At 40.8% G+C, this 15,818-nt stretch carries 17 protein-coding genes and 1 pseudogene; 6 read left to right on the forward strand and 12 right to left on the reverse strand.

Annotation, left to right across the window (positions count from 1 at the left end; translation table 11 throughout):
• Window positions 1–3 precede the first annotated feature (3 nt).
• Both HUN01_RS18815 and HUN01_RS18820 read right to left on the reverse strand, forming a co-directional pair.
• Complete coding sequence (locus HUN01_RS18815) at window positions 4–447, reverse strand: type II toxin-antitoxin system VapC family toxin (protein ID WP_181932525.1); 444 nt, start codon at window positions 445–447, stop codon at window positions 4–6.
• Window positions 435–656 (reverse strand): hypothetical protein, encoded by a 222-nt coding sequence (locus HUN01_RS18820; protein WP_181932526.1) that lies wholly within the window; start codon window positions 654–656, stop codon window positions 435–437. The genes HUN01_RS18815 and HUN01_RS18820 overlap by 13 nt, the downstream gene beginning before the upstream one ends.
• 147 nt (window positions 657–803) lie before the next feature.
• Between HUN01_RS18820 and HUN01_RS18825 the strand changes: the two genes are divergently transcribed.
• A complete protein-coding gene (locus HUN01_RS18825; RefSeq protein WP_181932527.1) occupies window positions 804–953 on the forward strand; it encodes a hypothetical protein in 150 nt (49 codons plus the stop codon).
• 63 nt (window positions 954–1,016) lie between these two features.
• Here the strand turns inward: HUN01_RS18825 and HUN01_RS18830 are convergent, their stop codons facing one another.
• From HUN01_RS18830 to HUN01_RS18855, 6 genes and pseudogenes are all read right to left on the reverse strand, one after another.
• A complete protein-coding gene (locus tag HUN01_RS18830; RefSeq protein WP_181932528.1) occupies window positions 1,017–1,445 on the reverse strand; it encodes a pepsin/retropepsin-like aspartic protease family protein in 429 nt (142 codons plus the stop codon).
• Window positions 1,438–1,653 (reverse strand): hypothetical protein, encoded by a 216-nt coding sequence (locus HUN01_RS18835; RefSeq protein ID WP_181932529.1) that lies wholly within the window; start codon window positions 1,651–1,653, stop codon window positions 1,438–1,440. Before HUN01_RS18835 ends, HUN01_RS18830 begins: the two co-directional genes overlap by 8 nt.
• Window positions 1,654–1,884: 231 nt before the next feature.
• Window positions 1,885–2,031: a hypothetical protein gene (locus HUN01_RS18840; RefSeq protein WP_181932530.1), complete on the reverse strand. Its 147-nt coding sequence runs from the start codon at window positions 2,029–2,031 to the stop codon at window positions 1,885–1,887.
• 9 nt (window positions 2,032–2,040) lie between these two features.
• Complete coding sequence (locus HUN01_RS18845; RefSeq protein WP_181932531.1) at window positions 2,041–2,235, reverse strand: hypothetical protein; 195 nt, start codon at window positions 2,233–2,235, stop codon at window positions 2,041–2,043.
• Window positions 2,236–2,448: 213 nt separating this feature from the next.
• Window positions 2,449–3,764, reverse strand: a pseudogene (locus HUN01_RS18850) (IS701 family transposase).
• A 63-nt stretch (window positions 3,765–3,827) separates the two neighbouring features.
• Window positions 3,828–5,888, reverse strand: coding sequence for a BamA/OMP85 family outer membrane protein (locus HUN01_RS18855; RefSeq protein ID WP_181932532.1), 2,061 nt, complete (start codon window positions 5,886–5,888; stop codon window positions 3,828–3,830).
• Window positions 5,889–6,027: 139 nt separating this feature from the next.
• Between HUN01_RS18855 and HUN01_RS18860 the strand changes: the two genes are divergently transcribed.
• On the forward strand, window positions 6,028–7,386 hold the full coding sequence (locus HUN01_RS18860) for a lipid-A-disaccharide synthase-related protein (RefSeq protein WP_181932533.1): 1,359 nt from the start codon (window positions 6,028–6,030) through the stop codon (window positions 7,384–7,386).
• Between the two features lie 134 nt (window positions 7,387–7,520).
• Here HUN01_RS18860 and HUN01_RS18865 read toward each other — a convergent pair whose 3' ends face one another.
• Entirely contained in the window at window positions 7,521–8,243 is a 723-nt protein-coding gene (locus HUN01_RS18865) for a response regulator transcription factor (RefSeq protein WP_069068737.1), read from the reverse strand.
• Between the two features lie 849 nt (window positions 8,244–9,092).
• Here HUN01_RS18865 and HUN01_RS36150 point away from each other — a divergent pair.
• The 3 genes from HUN01_RS36150 to HUN01_RS18875 all read left to right on the forward strand — a co-directional run bounded on the left by HUN01_RS36150 (window position 9,093) and on the right by HUN01_RS18875 (window position 12,307).
• The gene (locus tag HUN01_RS36150) at window positions 9,093–9,224 is read left to right on the forward strand and encodes a hypothetical protein (protein WP_257798568.1); all 132 of its coding nucleotides are present in this window, start codon (window positions 9,093–9,095) and stop codon (window positions 9,222–9,224) included.
• A 586-nt stretch (window positions 9,225–9,810) separates the two neighbouring features.
• A complete protein-coding gene (locus HUN01_RS18870; RefSeq protein ID WP_181932534.1) occupies window positions 9,811–11,145 on the forward strand; it encodes an ATP-binding response regulator in 1,335 nt (444 codons plus the stop codon).
• 37 nt (window positions 11,146–11,182) lie between these two features.
• Window positions 11,183–12,307 (forward strand): hybrid sensor histidine kinase/response regulator, encoded by a 1,125-nt coding sequence (locus tag HUN01_RS18875; protein ID WP_181932535.1) that lies wholly within the window; start codon window positions 11,183–11,185, stop codon window positions 12,305–12,307.
• Between the two features lie 38 nt (window positions 12,308–12,345).
• On the opposite strand, the gene HUN01_RS18880 is transcribed toward HUN01_RS18875, so the two are convergent.
• Window positions 12,346–12,801: a response regulator gene (locus HUN01_RS18880; RefSeq protein ID WP_181927481.1), complete on the reverse strand. Its 456-nt coding sequence runs from the start codon at window positions 12,799–12,801 to the stop codon at window positions 12,346–12,348.
• Window positions 12,802–13,481: 680 nt separating this feature from the next.
• On the opposite strand from HUN01_RS18880, the gene HUN01_RS18885 reads away from it, so the two are divergent.
• Window positions 13,482–14,204: a class I SAM-dependent methyltransferase gene (locus HUN01_RS18885; protein WP_181927482.1), complete on the forward strand. Its 723-nt coding sequence runs from the start codon at window positions 13,482–13,484 to the stop codon at window positions 14,202–14,204.
• A 102-nt stretch (window positions 14,205–14,306) separates the two neighbouring features.
• Here HUN01_RS18885 and HUN01_RS18890 read toward each other — a convergent pair whose 3' ends face one another.
• Both HUN01_RS18890 and HUN01_RS18895 read right to left on the reverse strand, forming a co-directional pair.
• On the reverse strand, window positions 14,307–14,864 hold the full coding sequence (locus HUN01_RS18890; RefSeq protein WP_338044487.1) for a YidH family protein: 558 nt from the start codon (window positions 14,862–14,864) through the stop codon (window positions 14,307–14,309).
• 243 nt (window positions 14,865–15,107) lie between these two features.
• The gene (locus HUN01_RS18895; protein ID WP_181927483.1) at window positions 15,108–15,764 is read right to left on the reverse strand and encodes a hypothetical protein; all 657 of its coding nucleotides are present in this window, start codon (window positions 15,762–15,764) and stop codon (window positions 15,108–15,110) included.
• Window positions 15,765–15,818: the final 54 nt, after the last annotated feature.

The raw sequence follows: 15,818 nt of genomic DNA on the forward strand, positions 1-15,818 counted from the left end.
GACTCAAACTATAAGTGTATCCAACACTAACACTGTTAATGCTGGTAAAGATGGCAACCGCGCATCATTTGTCAAGAAAAATGATGCACCTCCACGAATAGCAGTAGCCATCTGAATAGCATCTGGGGTTCTTAAGTTATAATTTGCCCTTAATTGTGCCGCATTTTCAGCGATGTCGGGAAAAACCTCGATAGCTGTTAAACCTTGGGAATTAAATAGAATTTCACGATATTGTTGAGCTAATACTGTGTTTCCTTGTCGTAAGGGATAAACTAATACTTCCGTGATAGTCAAAACTGATGTTACAACGCTAAACTCACCACGAAACATCGCTTCAAAAAAAGCATCTGTAACATCCAAATAATTAGGATTTTCTTCAATAAAGTAAATCAGTGGAGCAGTATCCAAACCAACAATTTGCCCTTGTAACTGGACTAGCCATTCCATGAATCACGTTCCTGATTAACGTATTCTTGAGCATCAATGCCATTCCAGATTTCTTTACCTAACCCACGTAATTCGAGGATACTACGTTTTGGCTTAGGTGTCATTGTCACCTGTTGACGAATTAAGCTTGATAATTCTTCAATTAAGCGTATTTGCTCTTCAGGAGTTAGGCTTTGAGCTTGCAGTAGTACTTCTTGATAATTAGACATAAAATTTACACTTCTACTTCTCTGGATTCTAAGTCCAATATACACAGACAGACTGCATTTCTTTATTTTACAAATAAATGTAGACAGGCTTGATATCTGCTTGTTTATCAGAATAACTATTGCGATCGCATTCACTCTTCCACAGCGATGTCTAACAAACAGCAAGCCGTTATGGATCTAGGCTTAGTTTTTGAGGTTTTTTGCAAGGCGATCGCTGACTCTTTCACAACTGCGATCGCTTTTTTGAGGTTTTCTGTAAGGCGATCGCTCACTCTTCCACAACAGGCGATCGCTTAATTTTTAAGGTTTTCTGCAAAGCGATCGCTCTTTACAATGACCCCCACCAAAGGTTTCTGTCTACTACTCTAAGGCTAACGATTTAGGGCTTATCTCAAACTGTAAATGTGAACGGTAGAAACAAACATCAAACTCCATAAAGAAGTTAACTTGTCCCAAAATCAGAGGTACGTTTGTAGCCTGTGTCCATGCAAATACAAGTTGTACAGGTTCAAATTGCCCAACTACTCCCTGAAGAACCACGACACGCGCCTCGTATTGAGCTAAATTACCTGTCAAACTCAATGCAGTTGTGTGCTGCTCCCACACATACCCAAGCTCAACTCCTACTGAATAAGGAAGCACATTCACGCTTGCTCCAGTATCCAACAGACCGGATGTTATCACAGAATTTTGCTGGTAGATCAAAGTAAGCGGTAGATAGGGGCGGAAACTGGCTTCGCCCAATGCAACATCAATCGGGATAAAGGAATACCGTTGTGCGTTACGCATGGTCTTGAGTTTTAGCAGCTTGTAGCACTTTTAACATGGTATCTGCGGCTTCAACTGCATCATAAGGCGACCACACAGGATAAGACTGATCGGGCTTAATCAGCTCGGTTTCCTGTTGGGCTAACTCTGAGATTAAAACCTGCATAATATAAAACTTATCTGCTCGATTAAGTTCTCGCAAAGTAGAGATTAATTCTGCTGAAACCATGCAAAGTACTCCAGTAAATCAAGTCTGCTTCTCGATCATAGATTATTCGTTGGGTTTCACTGCGTTTAGCCCAAGCTACAACTACAACAATCACGTCTACGACTTACAAGTGAGACAATTCAAGCAACTATTGAGAATTGAATACCTAGATAATGCGTAGGCGTAGCCCGTCGTAGACATCGCACTCACCCTTCTACAACAGGTGATGTCTAAGGACAAGCTGCTACGCGTCTACGCATTGTTTTTGAGGTTTTCTGCAAAGCGATCGCGTTCACTCTTCCACAACAGGCGATCGCTTTGTGTTTGAGATTTTCTGAAAGGCGATCGCTTTGTTTTTGAGGTTTTCTGTAAAGCGTAGGCGTAGCCCGTCGTAGACATCGCCCCTCATCAACTATCGAAGCATAAAATTAAAGGCTCTTTCAGCGTCTTTTCTATTTGAGTGATTGAAAAGGAGATTCGATTCATCTTGCTGATAACATTGATGGCAACGCCAGCAAGCAAAGAACCGCTAACAAGAATTTCAAGGCTTAGTGTGATTCCTGGAGAAGGATTAACAGCTATTTGGGATTTTGTAGTAGTCATTGAATTTTCAATTACTGAGTATCTGATCTAGTTTGAAGTTAATATTCCCGAACTCTTGATTGAGCAATATTTCCTCGGATGTATCATCTACTCCTGTGTACTCCCACACTGTTACAGAGGCACGAGGAAACCACCTTGGCACCTTAGTACCGACAGCGTAAGATGTAGAACTTTCCGCAACGCTTTAACTCAGATTAACCCTGTTTTGTCACTCTAGGCAGAGGAAAAGTAGAAATCAGGGTGAGACAGGAAAATAAATATTGAACTGGTGAGGTTATAAATAATAGATTGAAGTTTCGAAAAACCCAAAGACAATTGGGGAATAGGAAAAACTGTCAACCAGGGATATATTAGGTTAAATAAAGTAAAAGGTTGAATTATTAAACGGAGATTGTTAAGAATGTTCTTCCAACCCTTCCCATCATCCCACCAAGGATGAGCAGCCAATTTTGATGGAGACTTTGGTGGAGAAGACTGCATTTGTTCAGAGTGTAGACTCACCATTAAGTAGCTACTACAAACAATCTCCCACCAGCGTTCAATATCCGCATAATGAGTCAGCCGATAATCTGCCCAACCTAATTCATTCTTACTTTGCTTCAAGCCATATTCAACCCAAGTTCTTAACCCATAAAAGTTACCAACATCTCTTGGTGTAAGGTCTGCGTATTTACTCATCACATACCAAGTAGTGTTACCGGGTAATTTCTCAATGTCAGTAGTAATCTGCCAATACCTTTTTTTCTTGTCGTTTACCATGAATTATTTCCCTAATAAACCGATTCTCACTACTCAAGTTAGAGAATACTCTTTTAAACTTATGCCACTTTAAATATTGAGTATGTTGTCTAGGAAGTAGCTCTACAGAATGGTTTGAGCGAATCGCCACTAGATAATTTAACCCCCAGATCGTCTAATATAGATATGAAATTAGCACTACTCTCACCATATAAGCTATCTGCTAGTACTAGGTTGAATTTAAAACCCATCAACTCTAGCTTTTTTCATCATTATTGCTGCTATTTGAGGCTTCGTAAGATATTTATCCCCCTGGCTTTAATCTTTCGCGTGGCTTGTATACTTCAAACAGTAATGGAAAAGTCATCCCACAGAATACACCATACGCCGTGACTGCTACAATTCCATTTTCTACTTTACCCAAATTACCTATGTACTGTCGTTTCACATAATCTGTCTTATTCCCTTTCTTTTTTATCTCCTGTCTCATCAATAATTAGAATGATTGGTCTACCTTTTAGAACTTGTAAAATTAGCTCTAATCGCAAGGCTCTTAACTTCTCTATATCCCAAGGTGATGTAGTTAAAAAATGGTGCAAACCCTGCTGATTGTCCAATCCTACAATTTTTGCTATTTCTGGTAGGGTTTTCCGTTTTAGTTCAGAAATACACCCTACATGAAGGTATTTAAAAGCCTCGAAGCTCCTAACATCTGGAAACAGGCTTTTATACCATTGGCAATATTCGTCCACGAATTTTACTGTTGGTGCGGCTGGACGAGGCTGTACCATACTCTGTGTCTTGGTTCTAGCGTTTGTACCTTATTATACTACTGCCAGAGTGACAAAACAGGGTTAAAATCGCTGACCAATACCTAGATGGACTTTGCTTTCACCCTGGTCATTAATGCCATAGTCAGCCCGAATTAAGCCTAGTGGTGAATTTAATCGCACTCCAGCCCCATAACCAAAACCATAACCTTGTTTATCCCGCACACCCGCAGGATCTCCCAATACAGTATCACCAGAACCTAAGTCTGAGGCGAAGTCGGCAAATAATACACCGCCGACGATTGGTAAGACGGGGAAGCGATATTCTGCGGAGGCTAACACATAACTGCGACCACTTCCAACTTCTCCAGAATCGTAGCCGCGCACTGAGTTGGAACCACCCAAGTTAAAGCTTTCGTAAGGTGGTAAATTACCAATGACAGTACCAGCTTGGACGTTCACCGCAAACACTTGTGGCTGTTGGCTGTTAAATAACTGGACTGGTAAATACTGGCTGTAATTAGCTTTGAGGCGATTTAGGGAAATATTACCTTCACCGATGGGCACAGATTGTTCTGTACTCAAACTCAGAATGGAACCTTGAGTTGGATTGAGGGGATTATTCCGTTGGTCTTTGGTGGCGGTGAAGGATACGGTAGTTAGGTCATCAACACCAGTTCCACTGGCAGAAAGGGGGTTGCCTTGAGCGTCATTTGGGGTAATATTACCTTGGCGATCGCGAATACTAGTTCGGGTATAGTTTAATCCTAATGAAGTGTTCCAGTCGTCAAGTGGTCGCTGTAAGCTGACACCACCACCAATTTGACCTTCTCGCACTTTGTCGCCGTTAGCTAGGGTAATCTTGTCATCAAAGGTTTCCGAAAGTTCCTGATTCCGAAAACCATTCACAGTGTAACCTAAGCGATCGGGGTTAGTTGTCCGATAGGGACTGATAAATTTGCTATTAAACTGCAAGTCTCGGCTACTTACAGCCAGATTCACACCTAAAGTGTCATTAATTCCGCCGACATTCTGATCTTGATAGCTAATTGTGCCTACTAATCCCTGATCGGCATTGTAACTACCACCCAAGTTAACACCACGCGCCCCAGTTTCTTTGAGTTGGTAAACTAAATCAAGTTTGGTCGCATCTCCTTCTAAGGCAACATTCACGCTCTCAAATAAACCAGTACGATATAGCTGCTGGATGTCTTGTTTAACTACATTTTCTTGGAAGATTTGACCAGATTTCAACTTGAGTTGCTGTTGCAGGAAATCTGGTTTAGTGCGTCCGGCGACGGGATTACCCTTGCTATCAACGGTTTTACCCTCATCGTTGATAAAGCGAAACTTGATATCACTCACTAAGCCTTCAGCAACATTCACAGTGAGAATGCCTTGGGAATTGGGTTTAATTGATAGCACCCGCGCTAAGTTATAACCATTGTCGGCGTACCACTTATTAATTTGTGCGACTGCTTGCTGGAGTCCAGCCGGACTGATGGTGGTTCCAATCTGAGATTGCAACTGTTGTTGGGCTACTTGGTAAGTGAGGACTTTCGCACCAGATAATTGTAGCGATCGCACAATCATCGGCTGCACTTGATAAACTACATTCAATCCAGCTTGTGTGCTAAAGCTATTTACACTGACATTGCTAAATAAACCTGTATCTAAAATTGCTGTTACATCTTTTTGTAGCTGGCTTTGACTAGTTTCTCCACCAGCCTGGGTTTTAATTACTTTCCGAATAATATCTTGCAATTCTTGATTGGCTCCCACTACCTGTACATCTGTAGCTGTGACTACTAAGTTGCTCTCAGTAGTAGGGGTTTTTGGAGTTGAAGGGGAGGAGATGAGGGGGAGTGTTACTGATGAATTACCCTTATCTGCTTTTGCTGAGTTTAAGACTACTGCACCTGTTTTTACAGCGACGGGGTTTTGGGAAAATTGTTGTGCAACTATAGTTTCTGGGGAAGCAATTGTCTCTACCCGTGCGGGAGTATCTTCAATTATCGGCACTACCAAGTTACCCGCTTTTTCAGTTGGAGTAACGGTTTTAGCAGGTGCAGCCGTTGCTTGCTGAGTCACATTGGCAGCAGCTAAAGTAGCTAAAGTAAAAATAGCAGTAGCAGAAACTCGCATAATATTTAACCTAATTAACTGGGAGTTAGTTGTAGTGAGGCTGACGAATAGGGATAATACTAACTTCCAGCTTCTTTGCCGATTTCCCTATTTATACCTCTTACCCAAACAGACAGTTAATTTTGATATTTTGTTTCTTATGAGTAATACTCGGTCATCCTTAGCTTCTAACTCTCAATCTGCAACTTCTCCTTTGCGGTTACTTGTATTAAGTAATGGTCATGGGGAAGATGTCATTGCAGTTCGGATTTTGCAAGAACTCCAGCGACAACCAAACCCACCAGAGATATTTGCTTTACCTCTGGTGGGTGAAGGACGGGCTTACCAACAGTTGGATATCCCCCTCATTGGTTCAGTCCGCACTATGCCTTCTGGCGGCTTTATTTATATGGATGGACGCCAATTAGCGCGGGATGTACGCGGTGGTTTATTGCAACTTACCCTCAGCCAGATTAAAGCTGTCCGCCGTTGGGTGAGTTCTCAAAAAAAATTAGGCAATAAAAGAGCGATTTTAGCAGTGGGAGATATTCTCCCCCTGTTGTTTGCAACTTTCAGTGGCGCTAATTATGCTTTTGTGGGTACGGCGAAATCTGAATATCACGTGCGCGATGAAGCTGGATTATTACCACGCAAATCCAAGCAGGCGCGTTGGGAAAACTTTTCTGGTTCAATTTACCATCCTTGGGAACGTTGGCTAATGAGTCGTCGCCGTTGTAAGGCGGTGTTCCCCAGAGATGCGCTGACGACGGAAACATTAAAACAATGGCCAATTCCAGCTTTTAATTTGGGCAATCCGATGATGGATAGTCTGGAACCGACGTTTTCACGCCAACAATTTTATAGTCAGAATAGCCAACAACAAGAGACTGTTCGACCTTTAATGGTGACTCTGCTTCCTGGTTCCCGTCCGCCAGAGGCTTATAACAACTGGGAAGTAATTATGATTGCCGTATCTGCGTTGATGGCAAGTTTCCAGGAGCGAGATTCGGTATTTTACACTTCTGGCACAGTGGTGTTTTTAGGTGCGATCGCTCCAGGTTTAGACTCTAATATTTTATCCCAAAGTGTCCAATCCCAAGGCTGGCGACCTGAATCAGCATCTCCTATCCAAATTGCTGATCCAAATATTTTGACATTTAAGCAAAGAAATGCATATCTACTGCTTACGCAACAAGCCTATAATGATTGCTTGCATTTGGGAGATATAGCGATCGCAATGGCAGGTACAGCCACAGAACAGTTTATCGGTTTAGGCAAACCTGCGATCGCAATTCCTGGTAATGGGCCTCAATATAACCCCGCCTTTGCTGAATCTCAAAGTCGTCTTTTAGGCTCATCTTTGATTTTAGTAGAGCAGCCAGCAGAGGTTGCCCAAATCGTACAGTCTCTCTTCAAAAATCCTGATATTTTGCAAATTATTGCCGAAAATGGTCTGCGGCGCATGGGTAAACCGGGAGCCGCACTACGCATTGCAGAATGTTTACAAGAACGATTTTGAATGGGAATTGGGAATTGGGAATTGGGAATTGGGCATGGGAGGCAGAGGGGAAATAAAATTCCTAACTCCTAACTCCTAACTCTATAACTCTATAACTCCTAACTCAGCACTCAGCACTCAGCACTCACCACTCCTCAGGCCACCAAACCAGAACGTAAGGCCCTCACAGCAGCTTGGGTACGGTCATCAGCACACAGTTTATTTAGAATATTGCGAACATGGGTTTTCACAGTACCAACTGTAATATAGAGTTTCTCAGCAATTTGTCCATTGCTACACCCAGCTACAATCAACTCCAGGATTTCCAGTTCCCGTTGAGTCAGGGGGTATGTTTCTAAAACTTGCTCATATTCTGATGCCAGCGCCTCAATTTTTACAGTCTTTGGCTTATCAGAGCTTTGGCTTTCTCCAGGAATACCTTGGCGCATCTTCCGCAATACCACATTGGCTATTGCCGGATCAATCCAAGAGTTTCCAGCGTAAGTTGCTTGGATCGCCTCCGTTAATTTACTGATGCTTGTTTCTTTCATGTAATAAGAATCAGCACCCGCCGCAAAAGCTGCAAGTACAGCATCTTCTGTATGATCCATTGTCAGGATCAGAATCTTCGTTGTTGTTTGCCCAGTTTCAGCCTGGTGACGTTTGAATTTTCGGGTGAGTTCGATGCCATCCATATCAGGCAAGCCGATATCTACCACAGCTACATCTGGCTTTGCCGTTTCTAAAAGTTTTAATCCTTGGGTAGCATTTGCTGCTTCGCCAATTACTTTCAATGCACTGTGAGACTGTAATGCCGCTCGTAGCCCCATTCGCGTTAAGTCATGATCTTCAATTAAAATAATACTAATTTCATTCATCGCTACATTCACTCTTACGCTGTTTGCATCTTTCAAAGTATTACCTTTTGTGAGCACTATCTCTTAATTTTCCCAAACTAAAGATAGATGATATTTCAACCAGTCTGCATCCATCGATAGAAATAATAAATATCCGATTTTTTTATATTTCGATAGAGGACAAATCTAGCTGGAGATATATGGATAGTTGCACAAAAAGTATGAAATATTGAGACGAATGCCAAATTGCTCTCTCTTGCTTACAATTCAGCTTTGAGTTGCCATGTTCCATTGGTTAATTACTATTATTTTGTATGAAGCTTTGAAAAAAGTTCACGAAAATGGACAGATTACAAAGGTCGAAGTTGCTTTACGAGAAAGTTAAAGATGGTTTAGAGCTATTTTTAATTAAAGGAGGCAGGAGGCAGGAGGGAATACTGACTCAACCTTTGTCGCGAGCTTGTTGGTCTGATTTTTCACGGGATATGAAACACTTGTCTCCAAACCTCTCCCCTAAAAGGATCTACGGTGGACACACATCTTAGTAATGAAGCCCAAACCCTGGATTTACCCCCCTTAATCCCCCCGATGCATTGGGGGGAAAAAGAAATCCAGTTCCCTCCCCAATGCATCGGGGAGGGTTAGGGTGGGGTAAAACTGACGCATAAACCAAGTGAGTAAACTACTTCAGACTTGTGCACACACCGTAGCCTAAAAGGAGAGAGGCTTTAAATTCTCGCCCAATCTTTGTAGGGAAGCTTGCTCAGGGATTAGGTCTTTTGTTGATTTTTCCACATAACGTAAAAAGTCAGGCTCGATGGTGGACAATCCCAAAAGGAATTCAAGCACAACTAGGAAGAGTAATCAGGCGTGCGTCAACCTCATAGAGGTTTGGAAATAGGTGGTATTTTTACTATAATTCACGGTCAGTCTTGGTATTTTTCCAAACACCGAAAGTCTGCGATCGCTCAAAAAATACTGGCACATATCTGGCGATGTTAAGAAAATTGTCAAAGTTCTTAGGAGGTAAGATTACTTAAGATTCATAAATAGATATAGGTAGTACTTTCTTATTTACCTAATCTAATCAATCTAATGGGTAAAACTGTTCAAGCTTATGGTACACGATAATTGTATGCAACTCTCACCAATGGCTGACGACGGTCGCTCGTTCACTCATTTACAATTGTTTTAAGCTTAGTAAAGTATTTTATTTTACTTTATATCAGCTCTGTCTGCTGTTTTCAGATCAATAGTTTTCAGCTTGTTAATTGCTAATTTTTTGAGAACCATTGGTCATTTGCTATGAGTTTAATTCCCAGACTCTGGTAAATTAATCAGATTGAGGATACAACAGACTGAATTTAACCCCAGGAAATGCCCGAACTGGATATATATGAAGCCTTTGACCTTTCATACCTTTGTTGAGATAATGCCAACGCTCAACAGATAATGGATATTATGCAAAATGTCTTAGTCAATCAAGTTACAGATTTTAGATGTCCGAAATCTTATATTCTTTAGTTGGATAATCTGAAAAGAGAAATGTTATACATCAACCTATGTTTGGCGGCGAAAATAAAAACCGATGGAAGAGACGCTGAAAATTTTGGTTGTAGACGATGACGAAGTAGACCGGATGAGAGTTCGTTGTGCCCTGACTAAAGCAGGTGTTCAGATGGAACTGTCTGAAGTAGGCGATGGTAATGATGCGTTCTCCGCTTTAAGCACTACTGCCTATGATTGTGTTTTTCTCGACTATCGCTTACCAGACCAGGATGGACTAACCTTGATCCAACAGCTACGTTCTTCGGAAATTCAAGTTCCTTTAGTAGTCTTAACTGGTCAAGGAGATGAACAAATTGCTGTTCAATTAATCGAAGCTGGTGCTACAGACTATCTCTCTAAGTCTAGGATATCTCCAGAAGCCTTGGCACAGGTTTTGCGGAGTGCGATTCGGATTTATCGGGCTGAAATGCAGGCAGCTTTAGCAAACCAGCAACTCAGAGAAAGTCATGAACAACTCACTCGTAAGAATCAAGAGTTGGAGAGACAAAAGCAACAGATTCAAATACAAAACTTCAAGCTATCGGAGGCATCACTGCTAAAATCACATTTTTTGGCAACTATGTCCCACGAACTCAGAACGCCAATGAATGCGATTATTGGTTTTTCGCAAATACTATTGCGTCCTAAGTTTGGTCAACTAACGCACCAGCAAGCAGATATGGTTGAGCGCATTTTGAATAATGGCAAGAATTTGCTGATGTTACTCAATGAAGTTCTCGACTTTTCTAAGCTGGAGGTAGGACGATTAGATTTAAAGGCGGAAATATTTGACATATCAAAGGTAATAAATCTCGCTGTGGGTGAAATGCGTTCCCTATCTGATGCCAAAAATATCTCATTGTTAGTTCAAATAGATTCGCAAAATCCTTTAGTATTTAATGATCCAGTTCGTGTCAAACAGATTTTAATTAACCTGCTCTCCAACGCCATTAAATTCACAGATTCTGGTGAGATTTGGATTGAGGTTAAAGAACTGCCTGCAAATCGAGTATCAATTATTGTTCGAGATACAGGTATTGGCATAGCACCCAGAGATTTTAAACGTATTTTTGAAGCATTTCGGCAAGTCGATCAAACTATCACTCGCAAATATCCAGGCACAGGTCTGGGTTTAGCAATTGTAGATTCGCTGGTGCGAATGATGGGCGGTAAAATATTTCTTGAGAGCAAGTTGGGGATTGGCTCAACGTTTAAAATTGAATTGCCACGTCAAATTACATTGCCGACTGTAGGAGCCGATACTCCAACTTCACAATTAGATGGCGATGGGGTTTTTTGCTCTGCTAACAATCCACATCAATCATCTTCTCAAACCAGGAAAGCACCAATAGGATATCCTAAATTTAAACTATAAATTACTTAACAAAAAAACTGATAAAAGTAGATAAATCATGTCTGTAGTTGAAAATAATAAAATTTATCGTATCCTCGCAGTTGACGACACTCGAGATAATCTTATTTTGGTTCAAACAATTTTAGAAAGTGAGGGATATGAAATTGATTTGGCTTCAGATGGAATAAAGGCTTTGCGGCAAATTGACCAATCTCCACCCGATCTGATTCTGTTAGATGTGATGATGCCGGGAATGGATGGTTATGAAGTCACCCGTAGAATTCGGAAGAACCCTGCAATCTCTTATATTCCAATTCTGTTGATTACTGCTTTTCACGAATCCAGCGTTGTCGAAGGTTTGGATGCTGGTGCTGACGATTTTATTCGGAAACCATTTGATACTGATGAACTACTGGCACGGGTGCGATCGCTATTGCGTCTCAAGCAAAGTCTAGACGAACAACAAAAAATGGCCCGCCAACGGGAAGACTTTGTTTCCCGTCTGACTCATGATTTGCGAACTCCTTTAGTAGCCGCCGATCGGATGTTGAGTTTGTTTGAAATGGAAACATTCTGCAAAATTTCGCCGGAAATGAAACAGGCGATCGCAGTTATGATTCGCAGCAACCAAAATTTAATGGAAATGGTGAACACCCTGTTAGAAGTCTATCGCTTTGAAGCAGGTAAAAAAACGTTGAATTGGGAGGTCTGTGATTTACGTGAGATATCTCAAGAAGTAGTGAGCGAACTAATTCCTTTAACTAGTGAAAAAGGTTTGACTCTGAAAATAGACACTAGTAAATTAAATCCACTGAGTAAAAACGCTGGTCTTATTATGGGCGATCGCTTGGAACTACGGCGAGTGCTAAACAACTTGATCGCAAATGCGATCAAATTTACAGATACAGGAGGCATAACAATCCGCATTTTTGAAAAATTACCTCATCCAGGAAATCCAGATTCAGTGACAATTGAGATACAAGATACAGGATATGGAATTGCGCCTGAAGATCAAGCAACAATTTTCGAGCGATTTCGCCAAGGCAGAAATAAACGCTCAGGTAGTGGCTTAGGACTACATCTATCTCACCGAATTGTAGAAGGGCACGCAGGAACTATCCAGGTTACCTCTGAATTAGGTAAAGGTAGTTTATTTACTGTACAACTACCTAAGAACACTTAAGTTCTTGTCCTTCACCTTTATATCTCTTTGCTGGACTGTTAATCCTGACAAAGCTCAAAAGCAGAGTGAATACCCAATCTTTTCCCAAGCCCGCGGCTAATTATAGCCTCCAAATCCTCGATCATATAGGGTTTGCTAATGTAATCATTAAACCCCGCTTTCAGGATACGTTCTTGATCCTCCCTGCTAGCTAAAGCTGTGACTGCTACCACTGGAATTGTACAAGTTAGGGGTTCTTGCTTCAGATGACGTACAACATCGATACCGCTAAGTCCTGGTAACAAAATATCCAACAAAATTAAGTCTGGTTGATACTCTTTAGCTACCAGAACTGTTGCAGAACAATCTGTTTGACAAATAAATCTACAACCCATTGACTCAAGGGCATAACTAATTAGGAGGAGACTATCATCATGGTCTTCCACTGCCAAAATCAAAGGCTGGTGAGAGTTTTGCTTCTTTTCATCACTCATGAATGAATTTGCCAAATACATCTCTTCTCCAGAAGATTTTATTAGGATTCATCGTCATTATTGGGAGATAAAGACGATGCTTCCTGCGAACAAAAGAATAGTACTCAGTCAGGATTGGTGTGTTTTGCTTTTGCCTAGTTGATAATTCTTACCCACACAAAAGTTGCTGAGGTAAGAAAACCTCAAGCTGAGAGGTTTAGCAGATACTTTTCGATTATACGCAAAATTACAGAATATTTTCTGAATGAGTTCATCATAAGTTTATATAGAAATATCAGAAAATTATTTATAACAGTATCGCTTGACTTATGTGTGCTTTTAGATTTTAAAGATACTGAATAAATAAGTAATCTCAGTTATTAACTGTTAAATTCCCTACTGTAATTTGCGTACTGGATAGAATTTCAACATAATCTTGATTGGTTATACAGAAGCAATTGCAATTGCTTGCATTGGTTTTTACAAGTAAGCAAATCAACAGATTAATTTTGATAGGTTCCTGAAAGGAATTGGCTAATTATTAGATACTGCTTTCTTGTTGACAATCATTATTTATCCAATACTGCCTACTACTTTATCATAATGCGATGTCTACGATGGGCTATGCCTATGGAGAAATTTATTGCTAGATTATTGATATTTATTTAGCGATCGCAAAGCGAATTTGACTACAATCCTTAGAAAGAGTAGCAAAAACCTAAATGTCTAAAAAGTCCGATTCTCAGTTCCAAAATCTCTTTAGTTCACCCAAATCAACCCAGTGGGACGAAAGATTAGCCCAAATAGCCTATCGCTTTAACCGAGAGTATCAAGGTGAAAGATTTGAACTCCCAACAGAAGTCCAGGCGATGCCGATATTCCGTGAGTGGATTGCTGGGAGTTTCTCAGGGAGAATTGCTTCCCCTTTCTGGGAAATTGCTAAACCTCAAAAAAACCAGCACTGTATAGATATTGGCTGTGGTATAAGCTTCTTAATTTATCCTTGGCGGGATTGGCAAGCATTTTTTCATGGGCAAGAAATCAGTAATATGGCACGCGATACCCTTAATTCTCGTGGGCCGCAGTTGAATTCTAAGCTGTTCAAAGGTGTTGAGTTGGGGGCAGCCCATCAGCTAAACTATCCATCAGAGCAATTTGACTTAGCGATCGCAACCGGATTCAGCTGCTATTTTCCCCTCGAATACTGGAATGCTGTATTGGCAGAAGTCAAGCGGGTGTTAAAACCAGGTGGACATTTTGTGTTCGACATCCTCAATCCAGAACAGCCTTTAGCAGAAGATTGGGCAGTTCTGGAAACCTATTTAGGGGCCGAGGTGTTTTTAGAGCCTTTGGCTAAGTGGGAAAAAACAATGAAAGCGTCTGGTACTAAAGTAGTAGCGCAAAAATCAGGGGAATTATTCGAGTTGTATAAAATACGATTCTGAACTACCTACTGTGTAAGCGAAGCGTCACTGTAGGCTTCTTGTTTAACAGAAAGCGTAATAGGCGTAGCCCATTCTGAGTTCTGAATTCTGAATTCTGCTGTATTACTCAGGGATAAGTGGACTCATTGGATCTAAAGAAGTTGTAAAAACAAAATAGATTACCCCAGCGCCGAGAATCATCACAGCCAGACTGAACAACAACACCCAGCGGTCTGTTGGTTCATAAGTATCTTCTTCGATATCACGACGGACTGCAAAATAGTGTGACGTTGACAGCCACACCGTGATCAAACCCACCAGTGAGAAGACTAAACCTAATTTCCAGCCGTTGCCAGGACGGGGTACTAAAGGTACATGGAAGGCACGCAAACGCACGATAACGACACCAAAACCTAAAAGAGCGATCCCTGTCCGCATCCAAGCGAGGTAGGTACGCTCATTTGCTAAATGATCTCGGATTCGGGACGGATTCAGTCGTCCTGCCTTTTTTTTCTCTTTATCTTCTTCTGTAGGTTTCAATTTTAACTGCATCAATAACACCCTTATCCCCAAAGCGGCTCTGATCAAAAAAATGCGAAGGTGGTAGGAAATCTCTTTCCAGATGAATTGTACACAGCGCAATAATTGCGCTACTGAAATATATCTATTGTGATTGTACATTTTTTTCAAAATTTATTTTAATGCAGATATCTAAATAAAACAAGCCTGACCGAATAATTCGTAATTCGTAATTAATTGATGGTATAGAGCAACTGCAATTAATATAGGGGTCATAAAAAAACAGCCGAGATCAAAGAGATTTTTCACCAGTACTTTTCCTGTTTTTGTCTCTGATTTTGGCTGTTACCCTATTTAAATTTAGAACAATCATTCAAAAATAGAATATGCAGTTCTATTTCAAGACTAATTGCTAGGCGCATTAGGAACTCGTGTATTTATGATATCCTGCGATATATCTGGGATAAACCAGTTAGCTTCTTTGCTGTTCAGAACTTTCACTGTCGGAACATTCAATTCAATCGCAGCATTATCTGGATTCGTCTTAATAACTAACTGAGTTCCATCAAGTATCTTGAGAGCAGCCGCTCCTGTCAATTCTTGACCTTGCCCATTAGGACTAGAAGTAAAATTTGCTACCTTGACATCATTTGGTAGATAAATTCCATCACAATCCCAGTTATTCTTAGTGGACTGACCATCAGCTAGAAAATACAGACCATTGTCGTATACGGCATCTTCATCGTCTTCATCATTTGGTCTTTTGCCATATACGGCTATGGTATTACCTGTTTGGTTGTTGCATTGACCCCAGTTGATTCCCGTCTCTAAAGCATATTTTTGTAGGGTTAATTCCTCGGTTCTCTTTTGAATTTCTTCTGGTGTCAGACCTTCAACTTGAGTTTGGGCATCTTTTGTCTGAGTCAGTTCATTAAGGGCTTTAGTGACTTCGATGTAATCAGGGTTTTTGCTAAATTTTGGTCTATCAGCAAAAGAAGGTTGAGCAAAGGCAAAACTGGCGACAATCATTAAGACAATGAGCAGAGATTTCCAGATTTTCATGTTTTGATTCCTGTTGATAGATAAGATATTTTGCAGTTGGAAATTCATTTTGGT

Source organism: Nostoc edaphicum CCNP1411, assembly GCF_014023275.1.
Taxonomy (GTDB): Bacteria; Cyanobacteriota; Cyanobacteriia; order Cyanobacteriales; family Nostocaceae; genus Nostoc; species Nostoc edaphicum_A.